Raw genomic sequence first — 26,035 nt, 5'->3', positions numbered from 1 at the left:
CTGCAAGTCGCCCGGCGAAATGTATGCAATTATGATTGTCTTACTTTATTCCACGCACTTTTTTCTCCCAGTTCCAGGCCGAAAGTAGTGTTTCTTCTGTTCCTTTTTCAGCTTTCCAGCCCAGTTCTTCGTTGGCAAAAGTAGTGTCGGCCCAAATTTTTTCGATATCGCCTGCACGACGACCAACAATTTTATAATTCAGTTTAACACCGGTTGCTTTTTCAAAACCGTTTACAATCTCCAACACCGACAAACCATTTCCGGTACCAAGATTGAAAATTTCGTAGTTCTTTTTGTTTTTGCCTTCCAGTAGTCGCTCAATAGCTACCACGTGCGCTTTGGCCAAATCAACCACGTTAATGTAATCGCGAACGGCCGAACCGTCAACCGTATCGTAATCGTCGCCAAACACTTTCAGCTCGTCGCGTAATCCGGCAGCTGTTTGCGTAATAAAGGGCACAAGGTTTTGTGGTACGCCCAGTGGCAATTCTCCAATCAGTGCGGTTGGATGTGCTCCAATCGGGTTAAAATAGCGCAGTGCAATTCCTTTTAACTGTGGAAATGCAGCAATACTGTCGCTTAAAATATCTTCGTTAACACGCTTGGTGTTTCCGTATGGCGACTCGGCGTCTTTGCGTGGCGTATTTTCAGTAACAGGCAACACATCAGGCTGGCCGTAGACCGTACACGACGACGAGAATACAATATTTGCCACATTGTATTTCAACTGGCAATCCAGCAGGTTCATCAACGACATCAGGTTGTTGCGGTAGTACAACAAAGGTTTTTGTACCGATTCGCCAACTGCTTTCGAGGCTGCAAAATGAATAATTGCCTCGATATCGGAATTACGACTAAAAAACTCGTCGGTTTTTGCAGCATCCGCTAAATCAAACTGTTCGAATGCCGGTTTTATTCCTGAAATTTTTTCGATGTTATCCAGTACATCAATACTTGAGTTTGAAAGGTCGTCGACAATTACCACATCGTAGCCCGAAGCCTGTAATTCAACAACGGTGTGCGAACCAATGTACCCGGTTCCGCCTGTAACTAAAATCTTTTTTGCCATCACTTTTATTGATTTAGCCAGCAAAAGTAGAAAAAAACGATACAGAAATCTACACTTTGCCCACTTGTTGAGGAGGCTTTTGTAAAAACTTAATTTTTGGGCAGTTGCAGTTTACCCTTTGTTTTGTAATTTTACCGCCTAAATTCATTCAAGTGAGCTTCGGAAAAGAAATATACACACTTCTGTTACAGCACGATATTGTAATCATTCCCGGATTGGGGGCTTTTGTCTCGGAATACCGGCCGGCAGAAATCAGCGATGAGAGCGACGAGATTAAACCTCCGTCGAAAACCATTTCGTTTAACGGGCAACTAAAAAACAACGACGGTTTACTGGTTGGCCATATTGCCGAAAAACTGCATATATCGCATTTTAATGCATTGGTTCGTATTGAAAAAGAACGCGACGAAATGCTTTTTAAACTCGACAAAGGCGACGAGGTTTTTGTTGAAGGAGTGGGTACACTTTCGCACAACGAACAGGGAGAAATTGTTTTTGAGGCCTCGGAAGAAGAGAATATGCTGCTCGATTCGTTTGGCCTTGGCGCCATGTCGATAAGCGAGCCCGAGCCTGTGGAAATACCGGAAGAAGAAACCGTTGAAACCACAGAGGAAGAAACTGCTGTTGTGGAAGAAGAACAACAAAAGGCTGAGCCGGAAGTATCAGAGCCCGAACCACAGCAAGAAGAACCTGTTACCAAAGAGCCGGTGGTTGAAGAGCCGGAAATAAAAGAAGAAAAACAAGCAGTTCAAACAAAGGAAAAAGAAGCAAAAAAGAGAAAGCCGTGGCTGTTTCTGCTCATAATTATTCCTTTACTTGCCGTTTCTGTTTTTATTTATTTGAAAGGATTTAACAACACCAATGGAGACGAAGAAGAAATGCTGCCTCCAACAAAAACTACCGAAGAATTGACGATTGAACAAGCACCGGTTGCTGTTGATACTGCCTCAACAGACTCGGTATTAATAGCCGCAGAAGACTCGACGTTGGCTGCCGACACCACACAAAACATACCCGAAGCTGTTGAAATGACGACTGAAGAACAGGACTCGATGAAGTATTACCTGGTTGGCGGAAGCTTTTCGGTAAAAGAAAATGCCGATAATTATTTGCTCGAATTGCAGCAAAAAGGATACGAAGCCTTTCATGTTGGGAAAAAAGGTCGTTTCTTTATTGTAGGTATTGCCGGCTACAAAACTTTTAGCGAAGCCGATGCTGCAAAAGTGAAATATATGGAAGACAATCCGGGGTCGGAAGTTTGGGTTTACAGAAAATAAACATTTACACTTATCTCAAATAATCGTAAATGACTGAAAAAAAAGGAGCGGATTGATAGAACAAAGCAACATTTTAATTAATATTGGGTTACTATTTAACAGTTAATCCATTAAAATAATAAACAACTCAACGCTAATTAAAAACTGTAACTATGAATATAGCGCTCTGGATTATCCAAATTATTATTGCCGCTCTCTTTCTTACTACAGGTTCGCTGAAACTTGTTTTGACCAAAGACAACCTGATAAAAGTTTTCGAATGGATCGAAGATTTCACCGAACAACGACTGCGGTTAATTGGAGCGTTTGAAGTGCTGGGCGGATTAGGGCTTTTCCTTCCAGGCGTTTATTCTACACTCGAAATTTTAATCCCCATTGCGGCCATCGGGCTTACCATTATTATGGTTATGGCCACCTTTGTGCATTCAAAAAGAAAAGAAACAAAAGACCTGATATTTAATATCATCGTTTTGGTTCTGCTTTTGCTTGTTGTTGCCGGACGATTATTCCTTGTTAGGTTATAGCGCATTCCCCTTTAATTCGGTTCGTTTTTATTGATTATAACGTTCAGCTAAAGTTAGCTGTGCGTATAACTATTTATGGTTACGCTTCGTACATAATGAAACCATTTTGAACATAGTAATAACCAAAAAAACGAAAGTTATGCCTAACAGTGTTTACAAAATTGTCGAGCTGATTGGAAGCAGTCCCGTTTCGTGGGAGCAAGCAGCACAAAATGCCATAAGCACGGCATCTAAATCATTGCGCGATTTACGAATTGCAGAAGTGTGCCAAATGGACATTCATATTACCGAAGGTGAAATTGAATGTTATCGTGTAAAACTAAAAGTATCGTTTAAGTACGAAAACTAATCAGTTACAGGAAACATTCCCCAAACGAATACGCTTGAAGCATCCGAAACAATTCCCGGAGTAGCTTTCGGGAGACAAATGGTTTTGGCTGTAAGCAACAATTCATTTTATATACAAATCGCCTCAAAAGGAAAGTTGTTAAACTGCCGGATTGTTGCCCTATTCCAACATGTTAGCAATGGCCTTGTTAACCACTTCATCGGGCAGATCGTTTTGCACAGTTACATAACGCACTTCACCTCCCGCCTTTTCAGTTTGAAATAGATTGGGCACCGCCACATAAAGCGCCACCAGATCATCCCAAAGCTGCAGATGCTCTGCTTGCATTCGCGAAACAATCTCCGGATGTTGGTGCACCCAGGCAATCTGTTGTGCATACTTGGAGTTTGCGTTTTTGATCGTTTTTAGGTATGCCTCATCAACATTGTAATGATCGGTGCTATTCCCTACCACTTCCAGCGGAATGTTCTTTTGCTTGAAATAAGTGTAACTCTCCGGCGACACCGACTCATTAAAATCGGTATCGACATACGGATTGTTGTACCAAACAATTCGTTCGATTTTGTCTGCATATTCCGGATGTTGTTCTACCAATTCGGCATAAGTTTTTAACGATCCTAAGGCTACCAAAGTAATTTTTTCGGGGCAGTCTTTAAACACCGATGAAATTAATTCTTCCGAACTGACTTCAGGAGAAGTAGACTGCGATTTTTCGTCGGATGCCCATTTTATTTTTTGTGTGTACGCAGCCCAGGGCGGCAAATCTTTTTCAAGTCTTTTATCCAATCCTACCGGAATTCCCTCGTGATGATAAGCCGCCAGCAATTGGTGCACCTTAACAAAAATGGAATCGGGAGCCAGCGTTCCCTGCGAGCAGGTGATGGCTAAAACCCGGGCATCGTTCTGCGCCAAAAACATTGAAATCGCCCGCATGTCGTCAATCGCTCCATCGGTATCAATTATTACGTGGTATTTGGGTTTGCCGGAATGCGCCGACACAAACACATTACAAACAAGGCTGACCAACAACAGTGCTAAAATCTTTTTAAACATGGGCGAACGGTTATTTTGATTGACTAATGTATTGAATATTTTGAACATCATTTGCTTTACAAATCTCAGCACGGAGCGAATTCATATAAAACGAACGCTAACGACGCTGATTTAACTGACATGCGCAGATTGGAAACCAAAGAAATACGCTCTACAAAACAATCATGATTACCGGGAATCACCTACAGGAATGAAAGTAATTCAAACTTTCAGCCAACTCTCCCTCACTCCCTCTCTACGCGTAGAGAGGGACGATTGTGTCGAAGGCACAATCAGGGTGAGTCTATAAATTTTGAAGCAGATTTTGCTATTTATTTTTATTGGACTTTCAGAAAAAAAGCGCTTAACGGTTTAATCCGCTAAGCGCTCATCTCGAATAACTTTTTCAAGCTGTGATTTCGGTTACTTTATTCAACAGCTGCTTTCTGGCTATACAATTTTAATGGTTTCTCCCATTATTTCGAGCACATCGCCTTTCACCAGTTTGGCTCTTTTTCTGAACTCGGGCTCGCCATTGCGGATAACTTCGCCATCTTCAATAATGATTTTTGCGTGGCCTCCCGTTTGCGCAATTCGCAAAAGCTTCAACAGTTTTACCAGTTCAATATATTCGGTGCTCAGCTGAAATTCGCGCATTATATTCCAAGTTTTGATTTTACCGCATCCGGAATGGCATCTATGTGCACCATAATCCCGATGGTTTTCAGGCGCACGTAATCTTCCGTCATGTGCAGGTAGCCACCGTAAGCGTTACTATCGGCACCCCACGAGTTTTTGGTGTAGAAACAATCTTTTCCTTCGGCATCTTTCGAGAGTCCAACCAGGTGCATCAGGTGATCGTCGGTTGTTGTGCGGTCGTAAAACGTTTTCTGGCGTTCTTCCTGATCCACTTTTCCCTGTAACTTTTTCGGCACATCGGCTTTTCCCTTTTTGTGCACAAAAGTTTCTTCGCTGGTGTCGCCGTCCCAGGCAATACTATAACCGTTGTTCAGTGCATAATACATAACCTCCAATAATTCATCAATTGGCAGATTGTAGTATGATTCGTGCGCCCAGTTGTCAGGCACTTCAACAACACATTGTCCGTAAAACGGATGATGACTGAACGAAGTAAGCTCCACATAGTCATCCGCATTTATTTCAAATTTATCGCGAAGTTCCAATGCCGAATATTTTTTGCCTTCCAGCTCCACTTTCTCCGGCAACTTGCCCAACTCGTTTTTTAAGGCCGACTTCAATTCTTTTAGATCGGACACATCGATTTGGCCTCTTTTCTCTTTGTCAATTTTATCCGTTTCATCTCGAAGCTCTTTAATCAAGGCCGAGTGGTTGTATTTTCCATCCTTCTGTATTCCGGGAAACTCATCGTATAACATTATGCCCTGGTCGGCCACAACTTTTAATACATCGTGCGACAAACTTCCTTCTCCGAAATTGTTTTTACCATGATAAAGAAGGTACTGAAACGCCTTGTTTTTATAGTTGTAATACACAAAAAACATCTCCGACAAGTTGGTTTCGGGAAATCCTTTGCGCATAATCTCCGATTCCAAAAAACTGGTTGTAGCGAAACTCCAGCAGGTTCCGGTGCGACCCTGGCTGATAACCGGTGTATGCTTCACCTCTTTTACGATGGTAAAATCTTCTTTCTCTCCCTCTGCGTAAACAGCTGAAACCATCAGTAATAACGCAGCGAACATTGACAATAATTTCATAATAGTGCTTATAAATTTTTTAATTCTTCTTTTAACTTTTTGGTGAGGCTCGCAACAATCAAATCATACGATTCGTCAATCATTTCAGCCATCAGTTTTGACGGAACTGTTCCGTTTAACTCGATGGTATTCCACATTTGTTTGTGCAAATGATAGCCCTCGTAGATCGCCGGAAATTGTGCCCTTAGCTCAATATTTTTATCCGGATCGTTTTTTAAGCTTACCCGGTGATCATCGAGGCCCAGCAAACAAAACATCTTGTTCATCACCTTAAAAACCAATGTGGTTTCATTAAAAGGGAAACTTTCGGTAACTCCCTTTTTCCGGATGCAGTACTCGCGGATCTCTTCAATATTCATGATACCTTCTTTGGAAAGCCTAAAAATAGTAGAATCGGAAAGAAATAAAAATGATGTGGTGGTTTAATACTGAAAAAAGATTGATGCAGATTGAAAAGAGATTGATGCAGATTGAATGAGATTGTGAAACTGTTAAAATTACCAACTGAGACTGCAAACTGCGACTGGTCTCTGAACTTTTGACTTTCTACTTTTGCCTTTTGCCTTGACACTTTACATCGTCGGATAAAATGCATCTTTAAAATGCTCCAGCTCATGGCCTTGCTGAAAGAAAATAACGGTAATTACATCAAAACGGGTGTCCAGTTCGCTCTCGTGTTCGATAATATAGGCATCGGCCGCTTCAACAATGCGTTTAATTTTTGAGTTAGTTACTGCTTCCGATGGGTGTTCGTATCGTAATCCCGACCGCGCTTTCACCTCTACAATAACCAGCTCGTCACCATCCTGCGCAACAATATCAAGCTCCAAATGCCCGTGGTACCAGTTGGTGGCTTTAATTTCGTAACCCAGCTTTCGGAGATAATCCTGCGCCAGACCCTCCGCCAAATCACCCAATTCGCGTGTTGATACCATGTTGTTCAAAGTTTAAGGTAAAAGTACAAAGGCAAAAGTAAAAGTTCGATATTCAAGATCAAATATGATCAGACTCAGATTCAATCTGCATCAATCTCTTTTCAATCTACACCAATCTCAACCTCGTTCCGCTTTTAGCAACTTCCAGTTCCCAATCGCGGCCAAAAGCAAGTGCCAGATTCTTTTTATCGTGTCCTCCCGGAAATCCGTAGCAAACCGGGTAGTCAAACTCTTTCACTGCTTCGGTAAAAATCTCATGCACTGTTTGCCCAAAAGGCGACTCATTGTCTTTCATATCCGTATAATCACCCAAAATCAATCCGGCCAGATTATCCAGTTTGCCACTTAATTTCAGTTGATGAACCATCCGGTCGGTATGATACAAAAACTCGTCAATATCTTCCAGGAAAAGGATTTTACCCGCCGTATCAATGTCATATTTAGTGCCGCTTAAACTGGTAACTATGGACAAATTTCCACCAACCAATTGCCCGGCAGTTGTGCCCTGACGATCAAATTCAGTGGCATCAACACCGTAACTGATCCCCTCGCCTTTTAGCAGCGCCATCATCGAGGTGAGATCTTCTTTTGGTTCGCCTTTGTCATCAAAAAAGTAGCGCGGCATCACTCCGTGGATTGTAGGAATTTCAAGATTATGCAGGCGCGAATGCAAAATGGTAATGTCGCTAAAACCTACCATCCACTTTGGGTTTTTAAGAAATTGTGTAAAGTCGAGCCGTTCAATTATTCGCACCGTTCCGTAACCGCCACGCGAGCAGATTATCGCATCGCAATCGGAATCATCAAGGGCCTCTTGCACATCCGCAGTACGTTGTTCATCGGTGCCGGCAAACTGGAAATGTTGGGCGAAAACGTGTTTGCCCAATTTTACGGTGTAGCCTTGTTCTTCCAACCAGTTAACCGCTGGCATCACATGTTTTTCTTCAATTTTGCCGGCCGGAGAAACAATTCGGATTGTTGAGCCGGGTTGTATGGGTTGTAGTGTAATCATAAAATTTGTCAGAAGTTTGAAGATCGAAGCTGGCAGCTCATTTTTCGCTCAGCTTCAAAAAAATCAATTGTAAAAATACAAAGTAAAAAGCAAACAAAATTAAAGAGTTAATAGCTCAAACAGTTCGTCCACATCCTCCACGAAATAATCAGGATTGGTAGCACGTAAATCTTCCTCTTTTCCAAAACCGTAGCCCACTGCAATGGTAGAAATTTCGTTTTCGTTACCGCCTTCAATATCATAAACCGTATCGCCAACCATTACAATTTCTTTCGACGGCACCAATTGTTGCATGGTCAGTACATCGGCGATGATCTTATTCTTCGTAGCCTTTTTTGCATGATAATCCGCCCCCTTCACCTGAATAATGTAACGATCCATTTCAAAATGCTCGATAATTTTGTTGGCATACTTTTCCAGTTTGGCAGTGGCCACATACATTCTTTTTCCCTGCGCATCCAATTCGGCCAGCAATTCCATAATTCCATCGTACGGATCGTTCTGGTGCCAACCGTGTTCGCCATAATATTCACGGAAATAATCAACCGCCAGTTTTGTATCGCGTTCGTTCATTCCAAACTGCGTGCTAAAGCCCCACTGCAGCGGAGGTCCGATAAAAGTATCCAGAATATTTTCGTGGTAACCGTCTACCTGCATTTGCTCCAGCGCATATTTCAGCGAGTTTTTTATGCCCAGCGTATTGTCGGTGAGCGTACCGTCGAGATCGAATATAATGTGTGAAAATTGTGCCATTCAACTAAAATTTTTGCGAAGGTAATAGTTTTAAATTTGCTCCCTGAATTTTGTTATCTTTGCAGCCCTAAAATCAGTTAAAAATGGAATCGCCAGAAATGATAAAATTCGAGGCGTGAGAAATTTTAAAACCGGAGTCTACTGAAGTAAATGAGGATTTTAAAATTTTATAACAACGAAGAAGTTTGCATTTATCGCGATTCCGCCAAAATAGAATTATGAGTAAGTTCAAACGTACCCTAATTACCACAGCACTGCCTTATGCCAATGGTCCGATCCACATCGGTCACCTTGCCGGAGTTTATGTTCCTGCCGATATTTATGCGCGTTACCTTCGCCTGAAAAACGAGGATGTAATTATGATCGGTGGTTCTGACGAGCACGGTGTACCCATTACGCTGAAGGCTAAAAACGAAGGCATTACACCGCAGGATGTGGTTGACCGCTTTCACGGAATTATTAAGGATTCGTTCGAGAAATTTGGTATTTCGTTTGACGTTTACTCACGCACAAGTTCTCCGGTTCATCACGAAACAGCTTCCGAGTTTTTTAAGAAACTGTACGACGAAGGTAAGTTTGTTGAAAAAACATCGGAGCAATATTACGACGAAGCCAACAACCAGTTTTTGGCCGACCGTTACATTATTGGAACCTGCCCAAAATGTAGTTTCGAAAAAGCTTACGGCGACCAGTGCGAAAGCTGCGGAACTTCGTTGAGCCCGACCGAGCTGATCAATCCAACTTCAACCATTAGCGGGAACCAGCCGGTTTTAAAAGAAACCACACACTGGTATCTGCCGCTCGACCAGTACGAACCCTGGTTAAAAGAGTGGATTCTGGAAGGACACAAAGAATGGAAAACCAACGTTTACGGACAGTGTAAATCGTGGATCGACAGTGGTTTAATGCCACGTGCCGTAACCCGCGACCTCGACTGGGGTGTGCCTGTGCCTGTTGAAGGCGTTGAAGGCAAAGTGCTTTACGTTTGGTTTGATGCACCTATCGGTTATATTTCGGCAACAAAAGAATTGACCGAAGACTGGGAAACCTATTGGAAAGATCCGGAAACCCGCATGTTGCACTTCATCGGAAAAGACAATATTGTTTTCCACTGTATCATTTTTCCAAGTATGTTGAAAGCGGAAGGAACATTCAACCTGCCGGAAAACGTGCCGGCCAATGAGTTCCTGAACCTTGAAAACGATAAAATTTCAACTTCACGAAACTGGGCGGTTTGGTTGCACGAGTACCTGGAAGAATTCCCGGGAAAAGAAGATGTGCTGAAATATGTATTGACTGCCAATGCGCCGGAAACTAAAGACAATGATTTTACCTGGAAAGATTTCCAGAACCGAAATAACAACGAGCTGGTAGCTGTGCTCGGAAACTTTGTAAACCGTGCACTGGTGCTTACGCAGAAATATTACGAAGGCGAAGTTCCTGCACGCGGAGAATTGACTGATCACGACAAAGAAACACTTGCCGAAATTGCAAACATTAAAGGCGAGGTTGAAAAGAGTATCGACAGTTTCCGTATTCGCGAATCGCTGAAAAATGCAATGGATCTGGCACGTTTGGGTAATAAATACCTGGCCGACGAAGAACCCTGGAAAGTGATAAAAACCGATGCTGAGCGTGTAAAAACAGTTATGAATATCTGTTTGCAGATTACCGCCAACCTTACCATATGTCTGGAGCCATTCCTGCCATTTAGCATGGATAAACTACGCGGCTTCCTGAATTTGGAGAAAATGGATTGGGTAAAACTGGGCGAAACTGATTTGTTGCCAACAGGCCACAAAGTGAATAAGCCGGAATTACTTTTCGAAAAAATTGAAGACAGCGTAATTGAAGCACAATTGCAAAAACTGGCCGACACCAAAAAGGCTAACGAAATGGCGGAAGCAAAAGCAACTCCAGCAAAAGAAAACATCGAATTTGATGATTTTGTAAAAATGGATGTTCGTGCCGGAACCGTAATCGAATGCGAAAAAGTAGCCAAAACCAAAAAGCTGCTGAAGCTAAAAATCGACACCGGAATCGATCAGCGTACTGTTGTTTCGGGTATTGCCGAGTATTACCAGCCGGAAGAGTTGATTGGAAAACAGGTTTCTATTTTGGTAAACCTGGCACCGAAAAAATTGCGTGGTATCGAATCGCAGGGAATGATTTTGTGTGCTGAAAATGCTGATGGTACACTGTCGATCGTTTCTCCGGATAAGACTGTTAAAAACGGATCAGAAATACGCTAACCAATTCCCGGATGAAAATCCTCAGGACCGACTCAACAAACAAAGACTTCATTCAGCTGGTGAAACAGCTGGATGAATTACTGGCAGCAATGGATGGTCGTGAGCATGATTTTTATAATGAGTACAACAAAATCGACAGCATAAAACATGTAGTTGTTGCATACAATGGTGCTATTCCTGTTGCCTGTGGAGCCATAAAAGAATTTACATCCAACACCATGGAAGTAAAACGGATGTTCACCTGTTCCGAATTTCGGGGAAACGGATTTGCCACAAAAGTTTTAAACGAGCTGGAAACCTGGGCCGAAGAACTGGGCTACGATTACTGCATTCTGGAAACCGGGAAAAAGCTTCCTGATGCAGTTAGGCTGTACCAAAAGAGTGGTTATGAACGTATCCCAAATTACGGACAATACGTTGAAATGGAAAACAGCATTTGTTTTAAAAAGCATCTGATGAGATAAAGATAGTCGTGCCAACTATTGTTGGCGCGCTTCCGTAAGTTGCAGTACTGCTTAACGCAGATCGGCAACTTACTCAACATATACAACCGTTCTTGTACGCAGGAACGGTTTTTTTTATGAATAATTGAAATCAGACAATCACAAAGAACAACACCACCAAAATAAGCAGCATAAAAAGGATAAACTGGTTGCGCACAAACAACCCCAGGAGAATGAGAATCTCCACCTCTTCGTTCATGGGTGTTGCCAGTTCGATTGTTCCTTTATCTTTTGAAATGAATTCGTGCGAGGTAAAAGTGACAATTTCTTGTCCGTTATATTTCCAGCTCCAGCGCGATTGCCAGAAGTTTTTTATTTCCAGTTCGAAACGTTTACCGTTTATCAACACATCGCTACGCGGGTTAAATATATTTACCATTACCATGGCCAGCAGCGATTTACTGTTTCCGTCGTAGATCTCCAGTTTCGAAAGGAAAAACTCACGATTAAGCGTAAAGTAGCGGCCATTAATAATAGCCTGCGCTTTCGAACCAACCATGCTTTCCCAGTCAATGTTTCCAACTTTCTCATCGCCCTGCATGATCTCCAGCTTCGACCCAAATATTTGCTTACTCCATCTTAGCTCTTCCATTCAAAATATCCTCCATTTCAAGAAACGCAATTTATAAAAATTAGCAGGAATAATTAAAATGAATTCTGCAGCTTCATTTCATTTTTACAATCTTTAACGAAAAAACCGGCTCCTTTCGAAGCCGGCTCAAAGTCATGGTAAATCTAAACTTAAATGTCAAAGCGTATTGTTGCAATCAAAATCTATTCGCCTGATTTTTATTCAGGAATAAGCACTTTATCAATTACATGTATTACTCCGTTTTTCCCTTTAATGTCGGCTGCAATTACATTGCTATCGTTAATTTTTACTCCTTCCGAAAGGTCGACTTTAATTTTCCCGCCATTTAATGTTTTAACTGAAGTGTTTGACAGATCTCCCGACATTACTTTACCCGAAACAACATGGTAAGTTAAAATCGGTGTAAGTTGTTCTGCTGTCAGATCCTCAACGCCTTTTACGCCCAGGTTGGCAAACAATGCTTTAAAAGCATCGTTGTTTGGTGCAAATACGGTAAACGGTCCTTCGGCACTTAATGCTCCTGCCAAATCGGCTTTTGTTACTGCTTCAACCAGGATTGAAAAATCAGGATTTGAAACTGCAATCTCAACCACTGTTGATGACGAAGTGTCGTCACTACTCTTCGCTTCTGAGTTTAAAGTCAGACCAAAAGTCATTATTGCCACCAGGGCGATCGAAAAAATTTGTTTTACTGTTTTCATGATATTTAATTTTAAAAATTATTTCTACGTGTAATCTTCTCATTTCACCCCTCTTTAGTTCTCCACTCGAGTGGAGATGGTGATTGCAATGAGCCAGAGAGGTGACCGGCTCAATTGCAATCCATATTTTATTCAATTATGGAATTAATACCTTATCAATTACGTGTACAACTCCGTTGGCTCCCTGTACATCGGCTGCCACCACCTTACTTTGGTTTATCATTACACCCGATGAAAGATCCACGGTAATATTACTTCCGTCTTTTAAGGTTGGAACTTCTCCGTTCGTCAAAGCGGTTGACAGAACATTTCCGGATACCACGTGATACATAAGAATTGGTGTTAACTGCTCAGCAGTAAGATCATCGATTCCTGAAATTTCAAGATCAGCAAACAATACATCAAAAGCAGCGTTTGTTGGAGCAAATACGGTAAACGGTCCTTCGGCGCTTAAAGCATCAACCAAACCGGCTTTAACCACTGCACTTACCAGGGTGCTGAAATTTTCGTTTGCAATGGCAATATCAACTACCGATGGAGGAAGAATAACTTTATCAACCACATGGATCACTCCGTTATCCGCTTCAATATCGGCAGTGGTAACACTTGTATTCGCGTTAATGGTTACGCCCTCACCCACCTGAATGTACATCGACATGTTGTTGTCGCTAAAAGTTGACAGCGTTGGAAAATATCCGGTAGCCAAATCGGTTGACATGGCTTTGCTGCCAATTACGTGGTACAATAGAATTGAGGTCAGCGTTTCTACCGGAACGTCATCGAGCGAAGTGGCTCCCAAATCAGATAGAAGCGCCGTAAAAGCATCGTTAGTTGGCGCAAAAACAGTCAACTCTGCCTCACTATCCGCAACAGCACCAACCAAGTCAGCTTTCATTAGCGCTTCAACCAGAATTGAAAACTCCGAATTAGCCACAGCAATGTCTGCTATGGTATTCGACATTTGTGATTCAGGAACCAAAACAGCATCGATTACGTGAATTACACCATTTGTTCCCTGTATATCGGTAGCAACTACTTTAATAGTTCCGTTAAGCATTACGTCTCCGTCAATGGTCACTTCAAATTCTTCTCCCGAAATTGCCGCTACTGCTCCGGCCGAAAGTTCGGTTGACAAAACATTATCACCAACCACGTGATAGGTTAATATCGATGTCAGATCTTCAACACTTACATCATCTAAACCTGAAATTTCGAGCGCTGCAAAAAGTGCTGCAAATGCATTGTTTGTTGGTGCAAACACGGTAAAAGGACCGTCGGCACTTAATGCACCTGCCAAATCAGCTTTAACAACTGCACTTACCAGCGATGAGAAATTATCGGAATAAGTGGCCAAATCAACAACTGTTGGCGGCAACAACACTTTGTCGATAACATGAATTACACCATTCGACGCCATTACGTCGGCAGTGGTAACATTGGCGTTGTTAATCATTACACCGCCATTAACATTAACCAGCAGTGAAAGTGGAGTCCCGTCGGGTGAGCCAGTGTTTAATGTTGCCACTGCTCCCGATTCCAGGTTGTTCGAGTATGCTAAATCGCCCACTACATGATATTTAAGCACGGCTGTTAAAGTAGCTGCATCAATATCATCGAGGCTGCTTACGCCCAAATCGGTTAACAAAGTTGCAAAGGCAGCATCAGTTGGTGCAAATACGGTAATATTTTGCTCGGTACTTAAAAATTCAGCCAAACCGGCTTTTTGGGCTGCCTGAATTAACACATTAAACGAACCCGCTTCAGCAGCCACGTCTACAATCGTTTTTTCCATTTCAGGATCCGGCATCGGATCATCGTCATCATTACATGCAGTAAAACTTAGCGTCAATACCAGTAATAGGACCGGTAGTAAACTAAACCGGTTTTTTGTCTTTTTTAATAATTCAATCGTTTTCATAATTCTAGTTTAAAAGTGGATAAATAAATGTTTCTGTTTTCGTTCTCTGAAATTGTTTTCTTGTCTTCATTTTGTTTAACTACAACTAATACAATCTTAAACACTTTTTTGTTTATTCTTTTCTATTTTTTATTAAACATCTATGCCTATATAACACCTATAAATCAATACTCAAAGGCCCTGCAGAAGTTTTGTTAATATTTGTTAATTTCAGATTTCAATTAAGTATGAAAGCAAACAATAAGGATACTGATCTTCCCCACTGCTTTTGAAATGGACCAAATGAACCTGCGTATATTTGATGAAAATCTCGCAATTACGGCTATCGCAATACTATTATTTTGTATTTATTGAAATTGATATATATCACAGAGATGCTTGATATTCAACAGACTATTGATTTATATCATAGTAAAATAGTAGGATAATACGATCAATTCTTATAAATTTAGAGGTGATGATCTGAAAAATAAAATGATATTGATACAAGATGCCTGGTCAATATCACTTTATACTTCTTAGGAGCTACTAGTACATCTATCTGCATAACCTGACATTTGTGGACCATGCAAAAGGACAAATCCGATTTCCCGGAAATTGAACTCCTCAGAAAAGATATTTTTGCCTTAACCCAACGTTTAAATCTTGTTGAAAGCAAACTGGAAGAACTGCAAACTCAAGGTGTTGTTCGAGAAAAGACGTTGACTGTTGAACCAGGTGAAGATTTCGACCTAAAACTTCCGTTTAACGAAAAAGGCTCAATAGAATTTGGAGTTGGAGAATCAGGAATGGCCTGGCTCGGCAACATTGTACTTTTTATTGGTATCACTTTTCTGGGTTCTTACATTCAAAACACCGGCACGGCAATTCTTTCATCGCTTGTTGGATTTGTTGCCGTAGCAGGATTATATTTAAGTTCGTGGTTTACGCGCCAGTCTTACTCGTTTCTTTCAAAACTTTTTGCTTTTAACGGACATTTACTGATCTTCTATTTCACCCTGCGCCTGCACTTCTTTCAGGAAAATCCGGTTATCAAAAACGAAACCTTAGGCCTGATCCTTTTGTTTTTGGTAAGTTTCTCGTTGTTGTTCAAAGCCTACCAAAAACAATCGCAAATTATGTCGGGCATTGTTCTGATAATGTTGCTGTTTTGCGGCATTTTAGGGAAGAACGTAAGTATTGTTTCGGGCGTTACCTTATTGGTTGCCGTTATTTCTATGTTTTTATATTACCGTTTCGCTTGGCTGAAACTTACTTTTGCTTTCATTTTTCTTGTTTATCTGGCACATGTAAACTGGTTGATAAACAATCCTATAATTGGCAACACCCCCGATTTTATTGCATCGCCGGGATTTGGTTATTGGTTTTTTATTCTTAGCTGGTTTGTTTTTTCCATGCTGGCACTCCTCCCCCGAAAAGAGGCAATATCAAACGAATTTGTAATTGCCTTGGTGGTATGGAACGGATTAGGATTTATCGTAATTCTGGGGTTGATTGTTGTTACCTATTTCTCAGAAAATTATGTTCCAATATTTGTTCTGTTAACGCTTTTCTGCCTCATCTATTCTGTGGTACTAAAACTTTGGTCGTCGTTAACCATCACCGCCCCCATGTATGTCCTTTTTGGATTTTTATCGCTGAGTGTTGCCATCTACGGTATTTTCGGGCTGCCCGAATCGCACGCCTATTTTGCACTTCAAAGTTTGCTGGTAGTGTCGATGGCCCTGTGGTACCGCTCGCGTTTTATAGTGATTATGAACACACTTCTTTTCCTGACATTGCTAACGGTTTATCTGTCGCAACACGAAAGCCAAAACCTGATAAACTTATCGTATATGCTTGTGGCCTTTGTTTCCGCGCGTATACTCAACTGGAAGAAAGAACGCCTCAACATCAAAACAGAAATGGTTCGCAACTTCTATCTACTCGCGGGCTTTGTAATGACACTGGTAACTTTTTACTATTTGTTCCCCGTATCATACATTACCGCTTCGTGGATTTTTGCCGCAGTGCTCTTCTTTATTTTGAGCTTGCTGCTAAAACGGAAAAAATACCGATGGCTGGCTATCGCATCACTTGTTGCTTCGGCCATCCGGCTGTTATTCATCGACATGAAAAACGTTGACATTGGATACCGGGTACTCATATTTCTGGCACTGGCAATTATTTCGATTACGGTATCCATTTTATATACAAAATACTATATCAAAAAGAAGGAAGAAACAGACTGATTCCTTCTGTTGAATGAAATTCGCAACTGACTAATCAAACAAATATGAAGCTCAAAAAAATTCAGAAAGGCCCATTACCCCTCCTGGTTCTGGTACTGTTCATTTTCGGCTACGGTTGTTCAAGTCAACTGTCTGAAGCTGACAATCACAATCCGGAAATAAACAATTCGACGGAACAAATCGCAGTTAAAACAGCCGGTATTACAGAAATTGCGGTTGAAGCGCCACCGTTAACCGATGGCATTTTCCCTTGCAACGATTGTCATTCGGAGATAGAAGCCAATCCGGAACGAAGAGAACTGGTTGACATGCACGATGACATTACAGCAATCTTTAACCACGATAGTGATAACCGGTGGTGTTTGGATTGCCACGACCTTAACAACCGCGATTCGCTTCGTTTGGCCAGTGGTCAATTACTGGATTTTAAAGAATCGTACAAATTGTGCGGACAGTGCCACGGATTAAAACTTCGAGACTGGAAAGTGGGAGTTCACGGCAAAAGAACAGGCGAATGGAATGGGAAAAAGGAATATTTGCTTTGTGTGCATTGCCATGATCCGCATTCGCCAAAATTTGAGCTGTTAACACCGGAGCCCCCGCCGGTAATGCAGGAAAACATTAGCTATTTGAACCGTAAACAGAAAGACGATGAAACAAAATAAAACACGAAGATCCTTCCTGAAAAATATATCCCTGGCTTCAATGGCTGCGCTGACTGCTACCGGATGTAATATGAAAGAACTGGATGAATTTTTCCAGCGGAACTTCAGAACCCTTTCAGATAAAGAAAAGGAAGACATAATTAAAAATCTGGAGCAAAAGTACAAGCAGAAATACAACAAAGAGTTCCAGGTTTCGGCCCAACCGGCCATGGAGCAGGTTGAATTTGCTTATGCGCTCGATTTATCGCGGTGTGTGGGCTGCCGAAAATGTGTTTATGCCTGTGTCGATGAAAATAACCAATCGCGGTCGCCACAAATTCACTGGATACAGGTGCTGCAAATGGAAAAGGAAAAAGGTATTGACTTTGCCCATTCCGATGTGCATTACAACCCTGAGAAAGTTCCTGAAAAAGGCCACTTTTATCTGCCTGTTGCCTGCCAGCAATGTCGCACTCCGCAGTGTACAACGGTTTGCCCGGTAAAAGCAACCTGGCAGGAGCCCGATGGAATTGTAGTTATCGATTATAACTGGTGTATCGGGTGTCGCTATTGTATGGCCGCCTGCCCGTACGGAGCACGGCACTTTAACTGGGGCGAACCGGAAGTTCCGGAGGAGGAACTCAATACCGATGTGCACTACCTCGGAAACCGACCTCGCGTAAAAGGTGTAGTTGAAAAATGTACTTTTTGTATTCAGCGTGTACGAAAAGGGAAATATCCGTCGTGTGTTGAGATTTGTCCGGTTGGAGCACGCAAATTCGGAAATCTGCTTGATCCTGAAAGTGAGATCAGATATATACTCGAAAATAAACGGGTACTGGTGCTTAAAGAAGAGTTAAATACACAGCCGCGGTTTTATTATTTCTTCGGTGTGTAACTCCTTTCTGCAAGCTACTTTAAACAAGAAATTAAGAAATAACTAAGAATTTTCGCTATGAATTTCATTCGCTTTATAAACGGGAGTATCAAATTAATCCTAAAAGGTTCCAACGCTTATTATGCCTGGTTGTTCTTCCTGATTGTACTGGTAGTTTGGGGGGCATTTGGTTATGCCGATCAGCTGAACGAAGGCCTGATAACGACAAATATGCGCGATTCCGTTTCGTGGGCTTTTTACATTGGCAACTTCACGTTTCTTGTGGGAATTGCAGCTGCCGCAATTATGCTCGTAATTCCGGCATATATTTACAACTGGAAACCCATAAAAGAAATCGTTATTTTTGGAGAACTACTGGCTGTTTGCGCAGTAATAATGTGCATAGCATTTATTGTTGTCGACATTGGAAATCCGCTTCGTTTCTGGCACATGCTACCACTGGTTGGCACCATGAACTTCCCATATTCAATGCTCTCGTGGGACTTTTTCTTCCTGCTGGCCTACCTTATTATCAACCTCACTGTTGTTACCCATTTATTGTATTGCATTTTTTACAAGAAACCCTACAATAAAAAAATGGCGCAGATTATCGTGCTGATAAGTATTCCAATGGCGGTTGGAATTCATACCGTAACCGCATTCTTATACAATGCCCTACCCGCCCGTCCGTTTTGGAACAGTGCCCTGCTGGCTCCACGATTTTTAGCATCTGCGTTCTGTTCAGGCCCGGCCATACTTATTATACTGTTTCAGATACTCCGCAAAATCACCAAATTCGAGATTCAAGACAAAGCAATCTGGACCATTGCCGAGTTAATGGTTTATTCCATGTTTATCTACTTGTTTTTCACGATTGCCGAACTGTTTAAAGAATTCTATTCAGGAACCGAACACCTCCTTTACTGGAAGTATCTCCTTTTTGGAATTGGCGACTCAAAAGAAATTGTGCCCTACAGTTGGTCTTCCATAACGATGGGATTTATTGCCTTTGTGCTCTTCCTTATACCGAAAACCCGTAAAAACTTTGTTACGCTAAACATTGGAGCTGTGCTTATTTATGCCAGTGTTTACGTTGAAAAAGGAATTGCCCTTATTATTCCCGGATTTACGCCGGATGTTTTGGGACAAATATACGTTTACACACCTTCTATAACGGAAATCAGAACAGCAGCAATGATCTTTTCGCTGGGATTTTTACTTTTTACATTTCTGGTAAAAATTGCCATTGCCATTGTTTTTGAGAATTACAGAATATCAGACATCAGTAAAAAAGAGAAACATTTAATTCGCGAAATTCCAACAACCTAAAGAATCCTTAATATTTAAACCATTCACACAAAATTTTCCAGTTCTAAAAGCCGGACTGTGTATTCATTTGGAGAATCACTCCCTCCATATTTATTTCATTTCTGGATAATAATTATATTTTTACAGAACATAATAATAAACCTCTGGAACAATCCAGACCTTTAATTCACTAAAAAAATTACTATGAAATCCGTTAAAACCTTTATCACATTAATCTTTTTCCTTTTCTCATTGTCATGTTTTAGTCAGGTAAAAGTCACCAGCTACTCAATCTACGCCATTGGAGTTTCCGCTCCTTTTAATGATCTGTTTGCCGGAGAAATTAAAGTATTCACTAATCAAGGCCAACTATTTGAGAACACCAGCATTGAACTCAGCGGCAGCTATAAATTTGTACCGAAACCCTACCATCAGTTTTCTGTTGGTTTAGGCTTTGGCCTTATCCCCGAATCCGGAGAAGATGCCTTCTTTTCGGCTCCTCTTTCGTTGGAAATTTTCCCGATACAATCGTTTAAACAACTTTCTGTGGTAATTGAAGTTGCGCCGGAGTACTATTTTAATAACGAAATTCTTAATCTGCGGCATTTATGGGGAATCAGGTATTCCTTTGAAAAAAGTGCCCGAAACGAAGCATTCTGAACAATTTAGGCCCGGCAAGAACAAGACCTTTTTATCCCAATTTCTCTCAGTTTTACCATAACATTAATTTGAGCCCATGATTAATATGATTTTTGTTAACATTAGCCAAAAACCATAGTGATTCTGAGGTGCGTACATTTAAAACCCCTAATTTTGCCACTCGATTTTCAATAACAATTTTCAACATGGCAGATAAAGAGCAAAAACTGTTCACCGATTTTGCACCCATCACAACAGAAGAGTGGGAAGCAAAAATTAATGCCGATTTAAAAGGCAAAGACTACGAGCGCTCTCTCGTTTGGAATACTTACGAGGGATTCAAAGTTCGCCCGTATTACCGTCAGGAAAACCTTGCAGGAAAAGAATACCTGGAAAGCTTACCGGGAGAATTTCCATATGTGCGGGGAAACAATAAAACCAACAATGATTGGTTCATTCGTCAAAACATCTTTGTTACCGATTTTGAAGAAGCTAACAAAAAAGCTTTAGAAGTTCTTGGAAAAGGTATCACCTCTTTAGGTTTCCTTTTCAGCGAATGTGGTTCGGTTACCAAGGAAAGCCTGGGCGTGTTGCTAAAAGACATTTGTCTGGAAGCAGCCGAAATTAACCTGGTTTGCCCTTGCGATAACAACCACTGCGCCGAAGCTTTTGCAGCTTACGTTTCGGAAGGCAACTGGGACAACGATAAAGTGATTGCTTCGGCATCACTCGATCCTATTGGCACTTTCACTTTAAAAGGTAAAATTGAAGAAGATGCAGTAGCAAAACTGGTTCCGGCTGTTGAGGCTGCAAAAGCCGTTAAGAATTTCCGCGTAATTGGCGTTCACGGAAAATTCTTCGCAAACAGCGGATCATCTATCGTTCAGGAGTTGGCCTTTGCGCTGGCGCAGGGTGCTGAGTACTTAACACAGCTAACCGAAGCCGGTGTTAGTGTTGACGATGCAGCCAGAGCGATTAAATTCAACATGGGTATCAGCAACAACTATTTTATGGAAATAGCCAAGTTGCGTGCCGGCCGACTTTTATGGTCGAAAATTGTTGAAGCTTACGGACCGGAGTGCAAGTGTTCGGCAAAAATGATCGTTCACAGCGAAACCAACCGTTTCAACAAAACAGTTTATGATCCGTATGTAAACATGCTGCGTACACAAACCGAAGCTATGTCGGCCACTTTGGGTGGTGCACACTCGGTTACCGTACTTCCTTTTAACGCTATTTACGAAGAAACTACTCCATTCTCGGAGCGTATTGCACGTAACCAGCAAATCCTGTTAAAAGAAGAATCGCACTTCGATAAGATTGCCGATCCTTCAGCAGGTTCGTACTACATTGAAACGCTTACTGAAGCGTTGGCCGATCAGGCCTGGGAACTTTTCCTTGCGGTTCAGGAAAAAGGTGGTTTCATTGCTGCTTTCAAAGAAGGATTTGTTCAGGCAGAGGTTAAAGCAATGGCTGCTGACCGTGATAAAAAAATCGCTCAGCGTCGCGAAAACCTGTTAGGAACCAACCAGTTCCCTAACTTCACTGAGAAAATGAAAGCTGATTTCGACGGTTCATTGTTTGAAGCAGTTGACCTGGCAGAAGAAGGAGCTGAAGTGGAAACACTGAAACCTTACCGTGGTGCTCAGCCATTTGAAGCACTGCGCTACACAACCGACATGTACTCGCGTGAGAACAAACGCCCACTGGCATTTATGCTTACCATTGGTAACCTTACTTTCCGCAAGGCACGCGCACAGTTCAGCTGTAATTTCTTTGCAGTTGCCGGTTTCGATGTACAGGATAATAACGGATTCGCAACAGTTGAAGAAGGTGTTGCCGCAGCAAAAGCAGCAGGCGCCGACATTGTTGTGGTTTGTAGTTCAGATGAAGAGTATGCTGAAATTGTTCCTGCAGTAGCAGAGCAATTGGATGAAGAAATTCTGGTTGTTGCCGGAGCTCCTGCCTGTGCAGACGAGTTGAAAGCAAAAGGTATCACCAATTTCGTTCATGTAAAAAGCAACATTCTTGAGGAACTTAAAGCGTATCAAACAAAGCTAGGTATCTAAATCAAATGATACTGGATGTCAGATCCTCGATTCTGGATATTCAGAATCAAGTATCCGGAATCAAGAATCCAGTATTTAAAATCAAGTTAAAATGAAACCGAATTTTAAAGATATAAATATCAAAGCAGCTACCGAGCAGGCGAAAGTTGCCGACTGGGCTGCAAAAAATAACATCAAAAAAGACTGGTTAACACCGGAGCAGATTCCTGTTAAACCGGTTTACACCAAAGAAGACCTTGAAGGTATGGAGCACCTGAACTACGCAGCAGGTTTAGCACCTTTCCTTCGCGGACCATACTCGGCAATGTATGCTATGCGTCCATGGACCATCCGTCAGTACGCTGGTTTCTCAACTGCCGAAGAATCAAACGCATTCTACCGTCGTAACCTTGCGGCCGGTCAGAAAGGTTTGTCAGTGGCATTCGATCTGGCTACACACCGCGGATACGACTCAGACCACGAACGTGTGGTTGGCGACGTTGGTAAAGCCGGTGTGGCTATCGACTCCATCCTGGATATGAAGATCCTTTTCGATCAGATTCCATTGGATAAAATGTCGGTATCGATGACCATGAACGGTGCTGTTCTTCCTGTGCTGGCATTTTACATCGTTACAGGTTTGGAACAAGGCGCTACTTTAGAGCAACTTTCAGGAACAATTCAGAACGATATTCTGAAAGAATTTATGGTGCGTAACACTTACATTTACCCACCGGAATTCTCGATGAAAATTATTGCCGACATTTTTGAGTTCACTTCTCAAAATATGCCGAAATTCAACTCGATCTCCATTTCGGGATACCACATGCAGGAAGCCGGTGCAACCGCCGATATTGAAATGGCGTACACCCTTGCCGATGGTCTGGATTACTTACGCACAGGTGTTAAAGCCGGTTTGGATATCGACGCTTTTGCGCCACGTTTGTCGTTCTTCTGGGCAGTGGGAATGAACCACTTTATGGAAATTGCAAAAATGCGTGCCGCTCGTATGATCTGGGCAAAACTGGTAAAACAGTTTAACCCGAAAAATCCAAAATCGATGGCATTGCGTACGCACTCGCAAACTTCGGGCTGGTCGTTAACCGAGCAGGATCCGTTTAACAACGTTGGCCGTACTGCTATTGAAGCAATGGCAGCAACACTGGGTGGAACACAAAGTTTGCACACCAACGCGCTTGATGAGGCGATTGCATTGCCAACCGATTTCTCGGCTCGTATTGCACGTAATACGCAGTTGTACATCCAACAGGAAACTGAACTTTGTCGTTCGGCCGATCCATGGGCAGGTTCGTACTACGTTGAAGCATTAACACACGAGCTGGCACAAAAAGCATGGGCACATATCGAAGAGGTTGAAAAACTGGGCGGTATGGCCAAAGCTATTGAAACCGGTGTGCCAAAAATGCGTATCGAAGAAGCTGCAGCGCGTGCACAGGGACGTATTGACGGTGGAACACAAACCATTGTGGGTATTAACAAATACCGTTTGGAGAAAGAAGATCCGATCGACATTCTGGATATCGATAACACTGCAGTTCGTAAATCGCAAATCGAAAGATTGAACAAGCTGCGTGCCGAGCGTAACGAAGAAGACGTGCAAAAAGCGTTGGCAGCCATTACAAAAGCTGCCGAAACAGGCGAAGGCAACTTGTTGGCCTTGTCGGTTGAAGCCGCTAAAAAACGTGCTTCGTTAGGCGAAATATCAGATGCTTGCGAAAAAGTTTCAGGACGTTATAAAGCAGTAATCAGAACTATTGAAGGCGTGTATAAAGCAGAAGCACAAGACAAGTCGGAGTTCCAGGAAGCTCAGGCTTTGGCGAAGAAATTCGCAGAGATGGAAGGCCGTCAGCCACGTATTATGATCGCTAAAATGGGTCAGGATGGTCACGACCGTGGTGCAAAAGTTGTTGCTACCGGTTATGCCGACCTTGGTTTCGATGTTGACATGGGACCATTATTCCAGACTCCTGAAGAAAGTGCGAAACAAGCCGTTGAAAACGACGTGCATGTTGTAGGTGTTTCTTCGCTTGCAGCAGGTCATAAAACACTGGTTCCTTCCATTATCGAAGAGCTGAAAAAACTGGGAAGAGAAGATATCATGGTTATTTGTGGTGGTGTAATTCCTCACCAGGATTACCAATACCTGTACGATGCAGGTGCAGTTGCCATTTTTGGCCCGGGTACCAGCGTTGCAGGTGCAGGTAAAAAGATCCTTGAGATTTTGATCGAAGCCTATAAAGAAGACTAGATCAAGGCAAAAGGATAAAGTCAAAAAATTGAATGAGTCGTCCTAAAATAGGTTGACAGATTTTTAAAGATATTTCATAAAACCGTTGAAGCTAGCTTCAACGGTTTTTTCATGTACTAAATTAGGAGTTTTCATTTTCAAACTCAAATGTGGTCTTTCTCCATTGTAGGTTTCAACTGATTCTTTCACCAGTAATTCCAATTCCTTCCTGTTATTGCATGTTGTAATTAAAAATTCCTGCTTTAGTATCCCGTTAATTCTTTCGGCTAGTGCATTTTGGTAGCAATCATAGCCATCAGTCATGGATGGTGTGATGGAGTGCTTTCTGAGTTGATCCTGATATATTGCTGCGCAATATTGAAGTCCACGGTCTGAGTGATGAATCAGAGGAAGTTTTGTATTCCTGTTACCTATGGCCATTTTCAGGGCACTTAGCATATGTTCCGTGCTCAGATTATTACTTACCTGGTATCCCATAATCTTGCGGCTAAATGCGTCGGTAACCGATGAAAGATAGTGAGTGCGCTCCCTGCTCTTGATATAAGTAATGTCGCTAACGAAAACCTGCTCTGCTCGTTGAGGAACAAGCCCTTGTACTAAGTTTGGATGCTTGTGTAGCCAATGTTTTGACTGGGTTGTTTTTGTATAATTTTTCTTTGGTCTTATTAGTAAGTTTTCAGCACGTAAATAATCAAACAGAGCATCTCTGCCTATCTTAATGTGCAATGAGTCAAAATCATTTTTCAATAAATAATACAGTTTTCGGGTTCCAAGGCGGGGCATTTTCATCCTCATCTCCCGGAGAAGTGGTTTAATTTGTGAAAACTCTTTTTCCCGCTGTCTTCTGCGCTGTTCCAACTGATAAACAGCTTGGCGGCTGATACCAAACAATCGGCAACTACAAGCTAAGCTTACTTGCCCTTTTTCTTGGAGTTTTCGGATTGTTTGGTTAAATACTTTTTTCGGATTGCCGTCCCGTACTGCTGATCCGAGATATCGATCATCGTATTCAGTATCTTGTTTCTGATCCGTTCATCGGCAAGCTCCTTTTCCAGGCGTTTGATCTTTTGGGCTGGAGTTTCTTTTCTTTTTGGACTTGGCATAAAATGAATCTGTGGTTTACTCCAGTCTAAGTTACCATGTTTTCGGAGCCAAACCAAAACTGTACTTCGCCCTTGGATCCCATAAAGCCTTTGGGCTTGTTTGTATGTCATCTCGCCCTTTTCGACCTGCGAAACTACCGCCAATTTAAAGCCCATGTTGTAATCACGCTGGCTCCGCCTTTTCTTTGATTTTGTTGATGTTCCCATAATAAGTCGTTTTTGTGTCAACTTATTTCAGGACGAGACAGACAAAATATATAAAG

At 42.0% G+C, this 26,035-nt stretch carries 24 protein-coding genes; 12 read left to right on the top strand and 12 right to left on the bottom strand.

The annotated features are described in order from the left end of the window. Positions 1-40: 40 nt before the first annotated feature. Complete coding sequence (gene galE, locus LH29_RS15975; protein ID WP_045031606.1) at positions 41-1,069, bottom strand: UDP-glucose 4-epimerase GalE; 1,029 nt, start codon at positions 1,067-1,069, stop codon at positions 41-43. Between the two features lie 152 nt (positions 1,070-1,221). Between galE and LH29_RS15970 the strand changes: the two genes are divergently transcribed. The 3 genes from LH29_RS15970 (at position 1,222) to LH29_RS15960 (ending at position 3,219) form a co-directional block, all read left to right on the top strand. Beyond that, positions 1,222-2,346: an HU domain-containing protein gene (locus LH29_RS15970; protein WP_157493729.1), complete on the top strand. Its 1,125-nt coding sequence runs from the start codon at positions 1,222-1,224 to the stop codon at positions 2,344-2,346. A 152-nt stretch (positions 2,347-2,498) separates the two neighbouring features. Next, positions 2,499-2,870: a DoxX family protein gene (locus LH29_RS15965; RefSeq protein WP_045031602.1), complete on the top strand. Its 372-nt coding sequence runs from the start codon at positions 2,499-2,501 to the stop codon at positions 2,868-2,870. A 139-nt stretch (positions 2,871-3,009) separates the two neighbouring features. Beyond that, the gene (locus LH29_RS15960; protein WP_045031599.1) at positions 3,010-3,219 is read left to right on the top strand and encodes a dodecin family protein; all 210 of its coding nucleotides are present in this window, start codon (positions 3,010-3,012) and stop codon (positions 3,217-3,219) included. Positions 3,220-3,378: 159 nt separating this feature from the next. Here LH29_RS15960 and LH29_RS15955 read toward each other — a convergent pair whose 3' ends face one another. The 7 genes from LH29_RS15955 to LH29_RS15925 form a co-directional block, all read right to left on the bottom strand. After that, the gene (locus LH29_RS15955; protein ID WP_198152479.1) at positions 3,379-4,272 is read right to left on the bottom strand and encodes a nucleoside hydrolase; all 894 of its coding nucleotides are present in this window, start codon (positions 4,270-4,272) and stop codon (positions 3,379-3,381) included. Positions 4,273-4,701: 429 nt separating this feature from the next. Beyond that, the gene (locus LH29_RS15950) at positions 4,702-4,908 is read right to left on the bottom strand and encodes an RNA-binding S4 domain-containing protein (RefSeq protein ID WP_045031595.1); all 207 of its coding nucleotides are present in this window, start codon (positions 4,906-4,908) and stop codon (positions 4,702-4,704) included. Next, positions 4,908-5,987 carry a C1 family peptidase gene (locus LH29_RS15945; RefSeq protein WP_045031592.1) on the bottom strand — a complete coding sequence of 360 codons (1,080 nt, stop codon included), beginning with the start codon at positions 5,985-5,987 and terminating at the stop codon, positions 4,908-4,910. The genes LH29_RS15950 and LH29_RS15945 overlap by 1 nt, the downstream gene beginning before the upstream one ends. Before the next feature lie 8 nt (positions 5,988-5,995). Continuing rightward, positions 5,996-6,346 (bottom strand): MmcQ/YjbR family DNA-binding protein, encoded by a 351-nt coding sequence (locus tag LH29_RS15940; protein ID WP_045031590.1) that lies wholly within the window; start codon positions 6,344-6,346, stop codon positions 5,996-5,998. Positions 6,347-6,559: 213 nt separating this feature from the next. Continuing rightward, a complete protein-coding gene (locus LH29_RS15935; RefSeq protein WP_045031588.1) occupies positions 6,560-6,922 on the bottom strand; it encodes a YraN family protein in 363 nt (120 codons plus the stop codon). A gap of 106 nt (positions 6,923-7,028) precedes the next feature. Continuing rightward, complete coding sequence (locus tag LH29_RS15930) at positions 7,029-7,934, bottom strand: S66 peptidase family protein (RefSeq protein ID WP_045031586.1); 906 nt, start codon at positions 7,932-7,934, stop codon at positions 7,029-7,031. Between the two features lie 99 nt (positions 7,935-8,033). Then, positions 8,034-8,687, bottom strand: coding sequence for an HAD hydrolase-like protein (locus LH29_RS15925; protein WP_045031584.1), 654 nt, complete (start codon positions 8,685-8,687; stop codon positions 8,034-8,036). A gap of 218 nt (positions 8,688-8,905) precedes the next feature. On the opposite strand from LH29_RS15925, the gene metG reads away from it, so the two are divergent. Then, complete coding sequence (metG, locus tag LH29_RS15920; RefSeq protein WP_045031582.1) at positions 8,906-10,939, top strand: methionine--tRNA ligase; 2,034 nt, start codon at positions 8,906-8,908, stop codon at positions 10,937-10,939. An 11-nt stretch (positions 10,940-10,950) separates the two neighbouring features. Next, positions 10,951-11,403, top strand: coding sequence for a GNAT family N-acetyltransferase (locus tag LH29_RS15915; protein WP_045031580.1), 453 nt, complete (start codon positions 10,951-10,953; stop codon positions 11,401-11,403). Between the two features lie 130 nt (positions 11,404-11,533). Here LH29_RS15915 and LH29_RS15910 read toward each other — a convergent pair whose 3' ends face one another. The 3 genes from LH29_RS15910 to LH29_RS15900 all read right to left on the bottom strand — a co-directional run bounded on the left by LH29_RS15910 (position 11,534) and on the right by LH29_RS15900 (position 14,653). Beyond that, positions 11,534-12,034: a hypothetical protein gene (locus LH29_RS15910; RefSeq protein WP_045031578.1), complete on the bottom strand. Its 501-nt coding sequence runs from the start codon at positions 12,032-12,034 to the stop codon at positions 11,534-11,536. A gap of 197 nt (positions 12,035-12,231) precedes the next feature. Then, positions 12,232-12,735 (bottom strand): fasciclin domain-containing protein, encoded by a 504-nt coding sequence (locus tag LH29_RS15905; protein ID WP_045031575.1) that lies wholly within the window; start codon positions 12,733-12,735, stop codon positions 12,232-12,234. Positions 12,736-12,871: 136 nt separating this feature from the next. Then, positions 12,872-14,653: a fasciclin domain-containing protein gene (locus tag LH29_RS15900; RefSeq protein WP_045031574.1), complete on the bottom strand. Its 1,782-nt coding sequence runs from the start codon at positions 14,651-14,653 to the stop codon at positions 12,872-12,874. Between the two features lie 566 nt (positions 14,654-15,219). Between LH29_RS15900 and LH29_RS15895 the strand changes: the two genes are divergently transcribed. From LH29_RS15895 to scpA, 7 genes are all read left to right on the top strand, one after another. Then, a complete protein-coding gene (locus tag LH29_RS15895; protein WP_045031572.1) occupies positions 15,220-16,884 on the top strand; it encodes a hypothetical protein in 1,665 nt (554 codons plus the stop codon). 44 nt (positions 16,885-16,928) lie between these two features. Then, the gene (locus LH29_RS23950) at positions 16,929-17,549 is read left to right on the top strand and encodes a cytochrome c3 family protein (protein WP_052671015.1); all 621 of its coding nucleotides are present in this window, start codon (positions 16,929-16,931) and stop codon (positions 17,547-17,549) included. Continuing rightward, positions 17,536-18,426: a 4Fe-4S dicluster domain-containing protein gene (locus tag LH29_RS15885; protein ID WP_045031571.1), complete on the top strand. Its 891-nt coding sequence runs from the start codon at positions 17,536-17,538 to the stop codon at positions 18,424-18,426. The genes LH29_RS23950 and LH29_RS15885 overlap by 14 nt, the downstream gene beginning before the upstream one ends. Before the next feature lie 57 nt (positions 18,427-18,483). Beyond that, a complete protein-coding gene (gene dsrP / locus LH29_RS15880) occupies positions 18,484-19,734 on the top strand; it encodes a sulfate reduction electron transfer complex DsrMKJOP subunit DsrP (RefSeq protein WP_045031570.1) in 1,251 nt (416 codons plus the stop codon). A 183-nt stretch (positions 19,735-19,917) separates the two neighbouring features. Further along, on the top strand, positions 19,918-20,373 hold the full coding sequence (locus tag LH29_RS15875) for a hypothetical protein (RefSeq protein ID WP_045031568.1): 456 nt from the start codon (positions 19,918-19,920) through the stop codon (positions 20,371-20,373). A 185-nt stretch (positions 20,374-20,558) separates the two neighbouring features. Continuing rightward, positions 20,559-22,421, top strand: a complete 1,863-nt coding sequence (locus LH29_RS15870; RefSeq protein WP_045031567.1) for a methylmalonyl-CoA mutase family protein — start codon at positions 20,559-20,561, stop codon at positions 22,419-22,421. Positions 22,422-22,512: 91 nt separating this feature from the next. Next, positions 22,513-24,669, top strand: a complete 2,157-nt coding sequence (scpA, locus tag LH29_RS15865) for a methylmalonyl-CoA mutase (protein ID WP_045031565.1) — start codon at positions 22,513-22,515, stop codon at positions 24,667-24,669. 63 nt (positions 24,670-24,732) lie between these two features. Here scpA and LH29_RS15860 read toward each other — a convergent pair. Further along, a protein-coding gene (locus LH29_RS15860) for an IS3 family transposase (protein ID WP_394330986.1) occupies positions 24,733-25,979 on the bottom strand; the annotation gives its coding sequence in 2 pieces (ribosomal slippage) (positions 24,733-25,619 and positions 25,619-25,979; 1,248 coding nt in all). Between the last annotated feature and the right edge of the window lie 56 nt (positions 25,980-26,035).

This window comes from Draconibacterium sediminis, assembly GCF_000949475.1.
Classification (GTDB): domain Bacteria; phylum Bacteroidota; class Bacteroidia; order Bacteroidales; family Prolixibacteraceae; genus Draconibacterium; species Draconibacterium sediminis.
This window is presented reverse-complemented; position numbering and strand designations above follow the sequence as displayed.

What these genes read in the sequence shown, in the direction of transcription:
- LH29_RS15900 (WP_045031574.1), bottom strand. Translation starts at nt 14,653, where the DNA reads ATGAAAACGATTGAATTATTAAAAAAGACAAAAAACCGGTTTAGTTTA.
- LH29_RS15965 (WP_045031602.1), top strand. Translation starts at nt 2,499, where the DNA reads ATGAATATAGCGCTCTGGATTATCCAAATTATTATTGCCGCTCTCTTT.
- LH29_RS15895 (WP_045031572.1), top strand. Translation starts at nt 15,220, where the DNA reads ATGCAAAAGGACAAATCCGATTTCCCGGAAATTGAACTCCTCAGAAAA.
- LH29_RS15960 (WP_045031599.1), top strand. Translation starts at nt 3,010, where the DNA reads ATGCCTAACAGTGTTTACAAAATTGTCGAGCTGATTGGAAGCAGTCCC.
- LH29_RS15930 (WP_045031586.1), bottom strand. Translation starts at nt 7,934, where the DNA reads ATGATTACACTACAACCCATACAACCCGGCTCAACAATCCGAATTGTT.
- LH29_RS15940 (WP_045031590.1), bottom strand. Translation starts at nt 6,346, where the DNA reads ATGAATATTGAAGAGATCCGCGAGTACTGCATCCGGAAAAAGGGAGTT.
- dsrP (WP_045031570.1), top strand. Translation starts at nt 18,484, where the DNA reads ATGAATTTCATTCGCTTTATAAACGGGAGTATCAAATTAATCCTAAAA.
- LH29_RS15870 (WP_045031567.1), top strand. Translation starts at nt 20,559, where the DNA reads ATGGCAGATAAAGAGCAAAAACTGTTCACCGATTTTGCACCCATCACA.
- LH29_RS15945 (WP_045031592.1), bottom strand. Translation starts at nt 5,987, where the DNA reads ATGAAATTATTGTCAATGTTCGCTGCGTTATTACTGATGGTTTCAGCT.
- metG (WP_045031582.1), top strand. Translation starts at nt 8,906, where the DNA reads ATGAGTAAGTTCAAACGTACCCTAATTACCACAGCACTGCCTTATGCC.
- LH29_RS23950 (WP_052671015.1), top strand. Translation starts at nt 16,929, where the DNA reads ATGAAGCTCAAAAAAATTCAGAAAGGCCCATTACCCCTCCTGGTTCTG.
- LH29_RS15925 (WP_045031584.1), bottom strand. Translation starts at nt 8,687, where the DNA reads ATGGCACAATTTTCACACATTATATTCGATCTCGACGGTACGCTCACC.
- LH29_RS15885 (WP_045031571.1), top strand. Translation starts at nt 17,536, where the DNA reads ATGAAACAAAATAAAACACGAAGATCCTTCCTGAAAAATATATCCCTG.
- galE (WP_045031606.1), bottom strand. Translation starts at nt 1,069, where the DNA reads ATGGCAAAAAAGATTTTAGTTACAGGCGGAACCGGGTACATTGGTTCG.
- LH29_RS15910 (WP_045031578.1), bottom strand. Translation starts at nt 12,034, where the DNA reads ATGGAAGAGCTAAGATGGAGTAAGCAAATATTTGGGTCGAAGCTGGAG.
- LH29_RS15950 (WP_045031595.1), bottom strand. Translation starts at nt 4,908, where the DNA reads ATGCGCGAATTTCAGCTGAGCACCGAATATATTGAACTGGTAAAACTG.
- LH29_RS15935 (WP_045031588.1), bottom strand. Translation starts at nt 6,922, where the DNA reads ATGGTATCAACACGCGAATTGGGTGATTTGGCGGAGGGTCTGGCGCAG.
- LH29_RS15915 (WP_045031580.1), top strand. Translation starts at nt 10,951, where the DNA reads ATGAAAATCCTCAGGACCGACTCAACAAACAAAGACTTCATTCAGCTG.
- scpA (WP_045031565.1), top strand. Translation starts at nt 22,513, where the DNA reads ATGAAACCGAATTTTAAAGATATAAATATCAAAGCAGCTACCGAGCAG.
- LH29_RS15955 (WP_198152479.1), bottom strand. Translation starts at nt 4,272, where the DNA reads ATGTTTAAAAAGATTTTAGCACTGTTGTTGGTCAGCCTTGTTTGTAAT.
- LH29_RS15875 (WP_045031568.1), top strand. Translation starts at nt 19,918, where the DNA reads ATGAAATCCGTTAAAACCTTTATCACATTAATCTTTTTCCTTTTCTCA.
- LH29_RS15905 (WP_045031575.1), bottom strand. Translation starts at nt 12,735, where the DNA reads ATGAAAACAGTAAAACAAATTTTTTCGATCGCCCTGGTGGCAATAATG.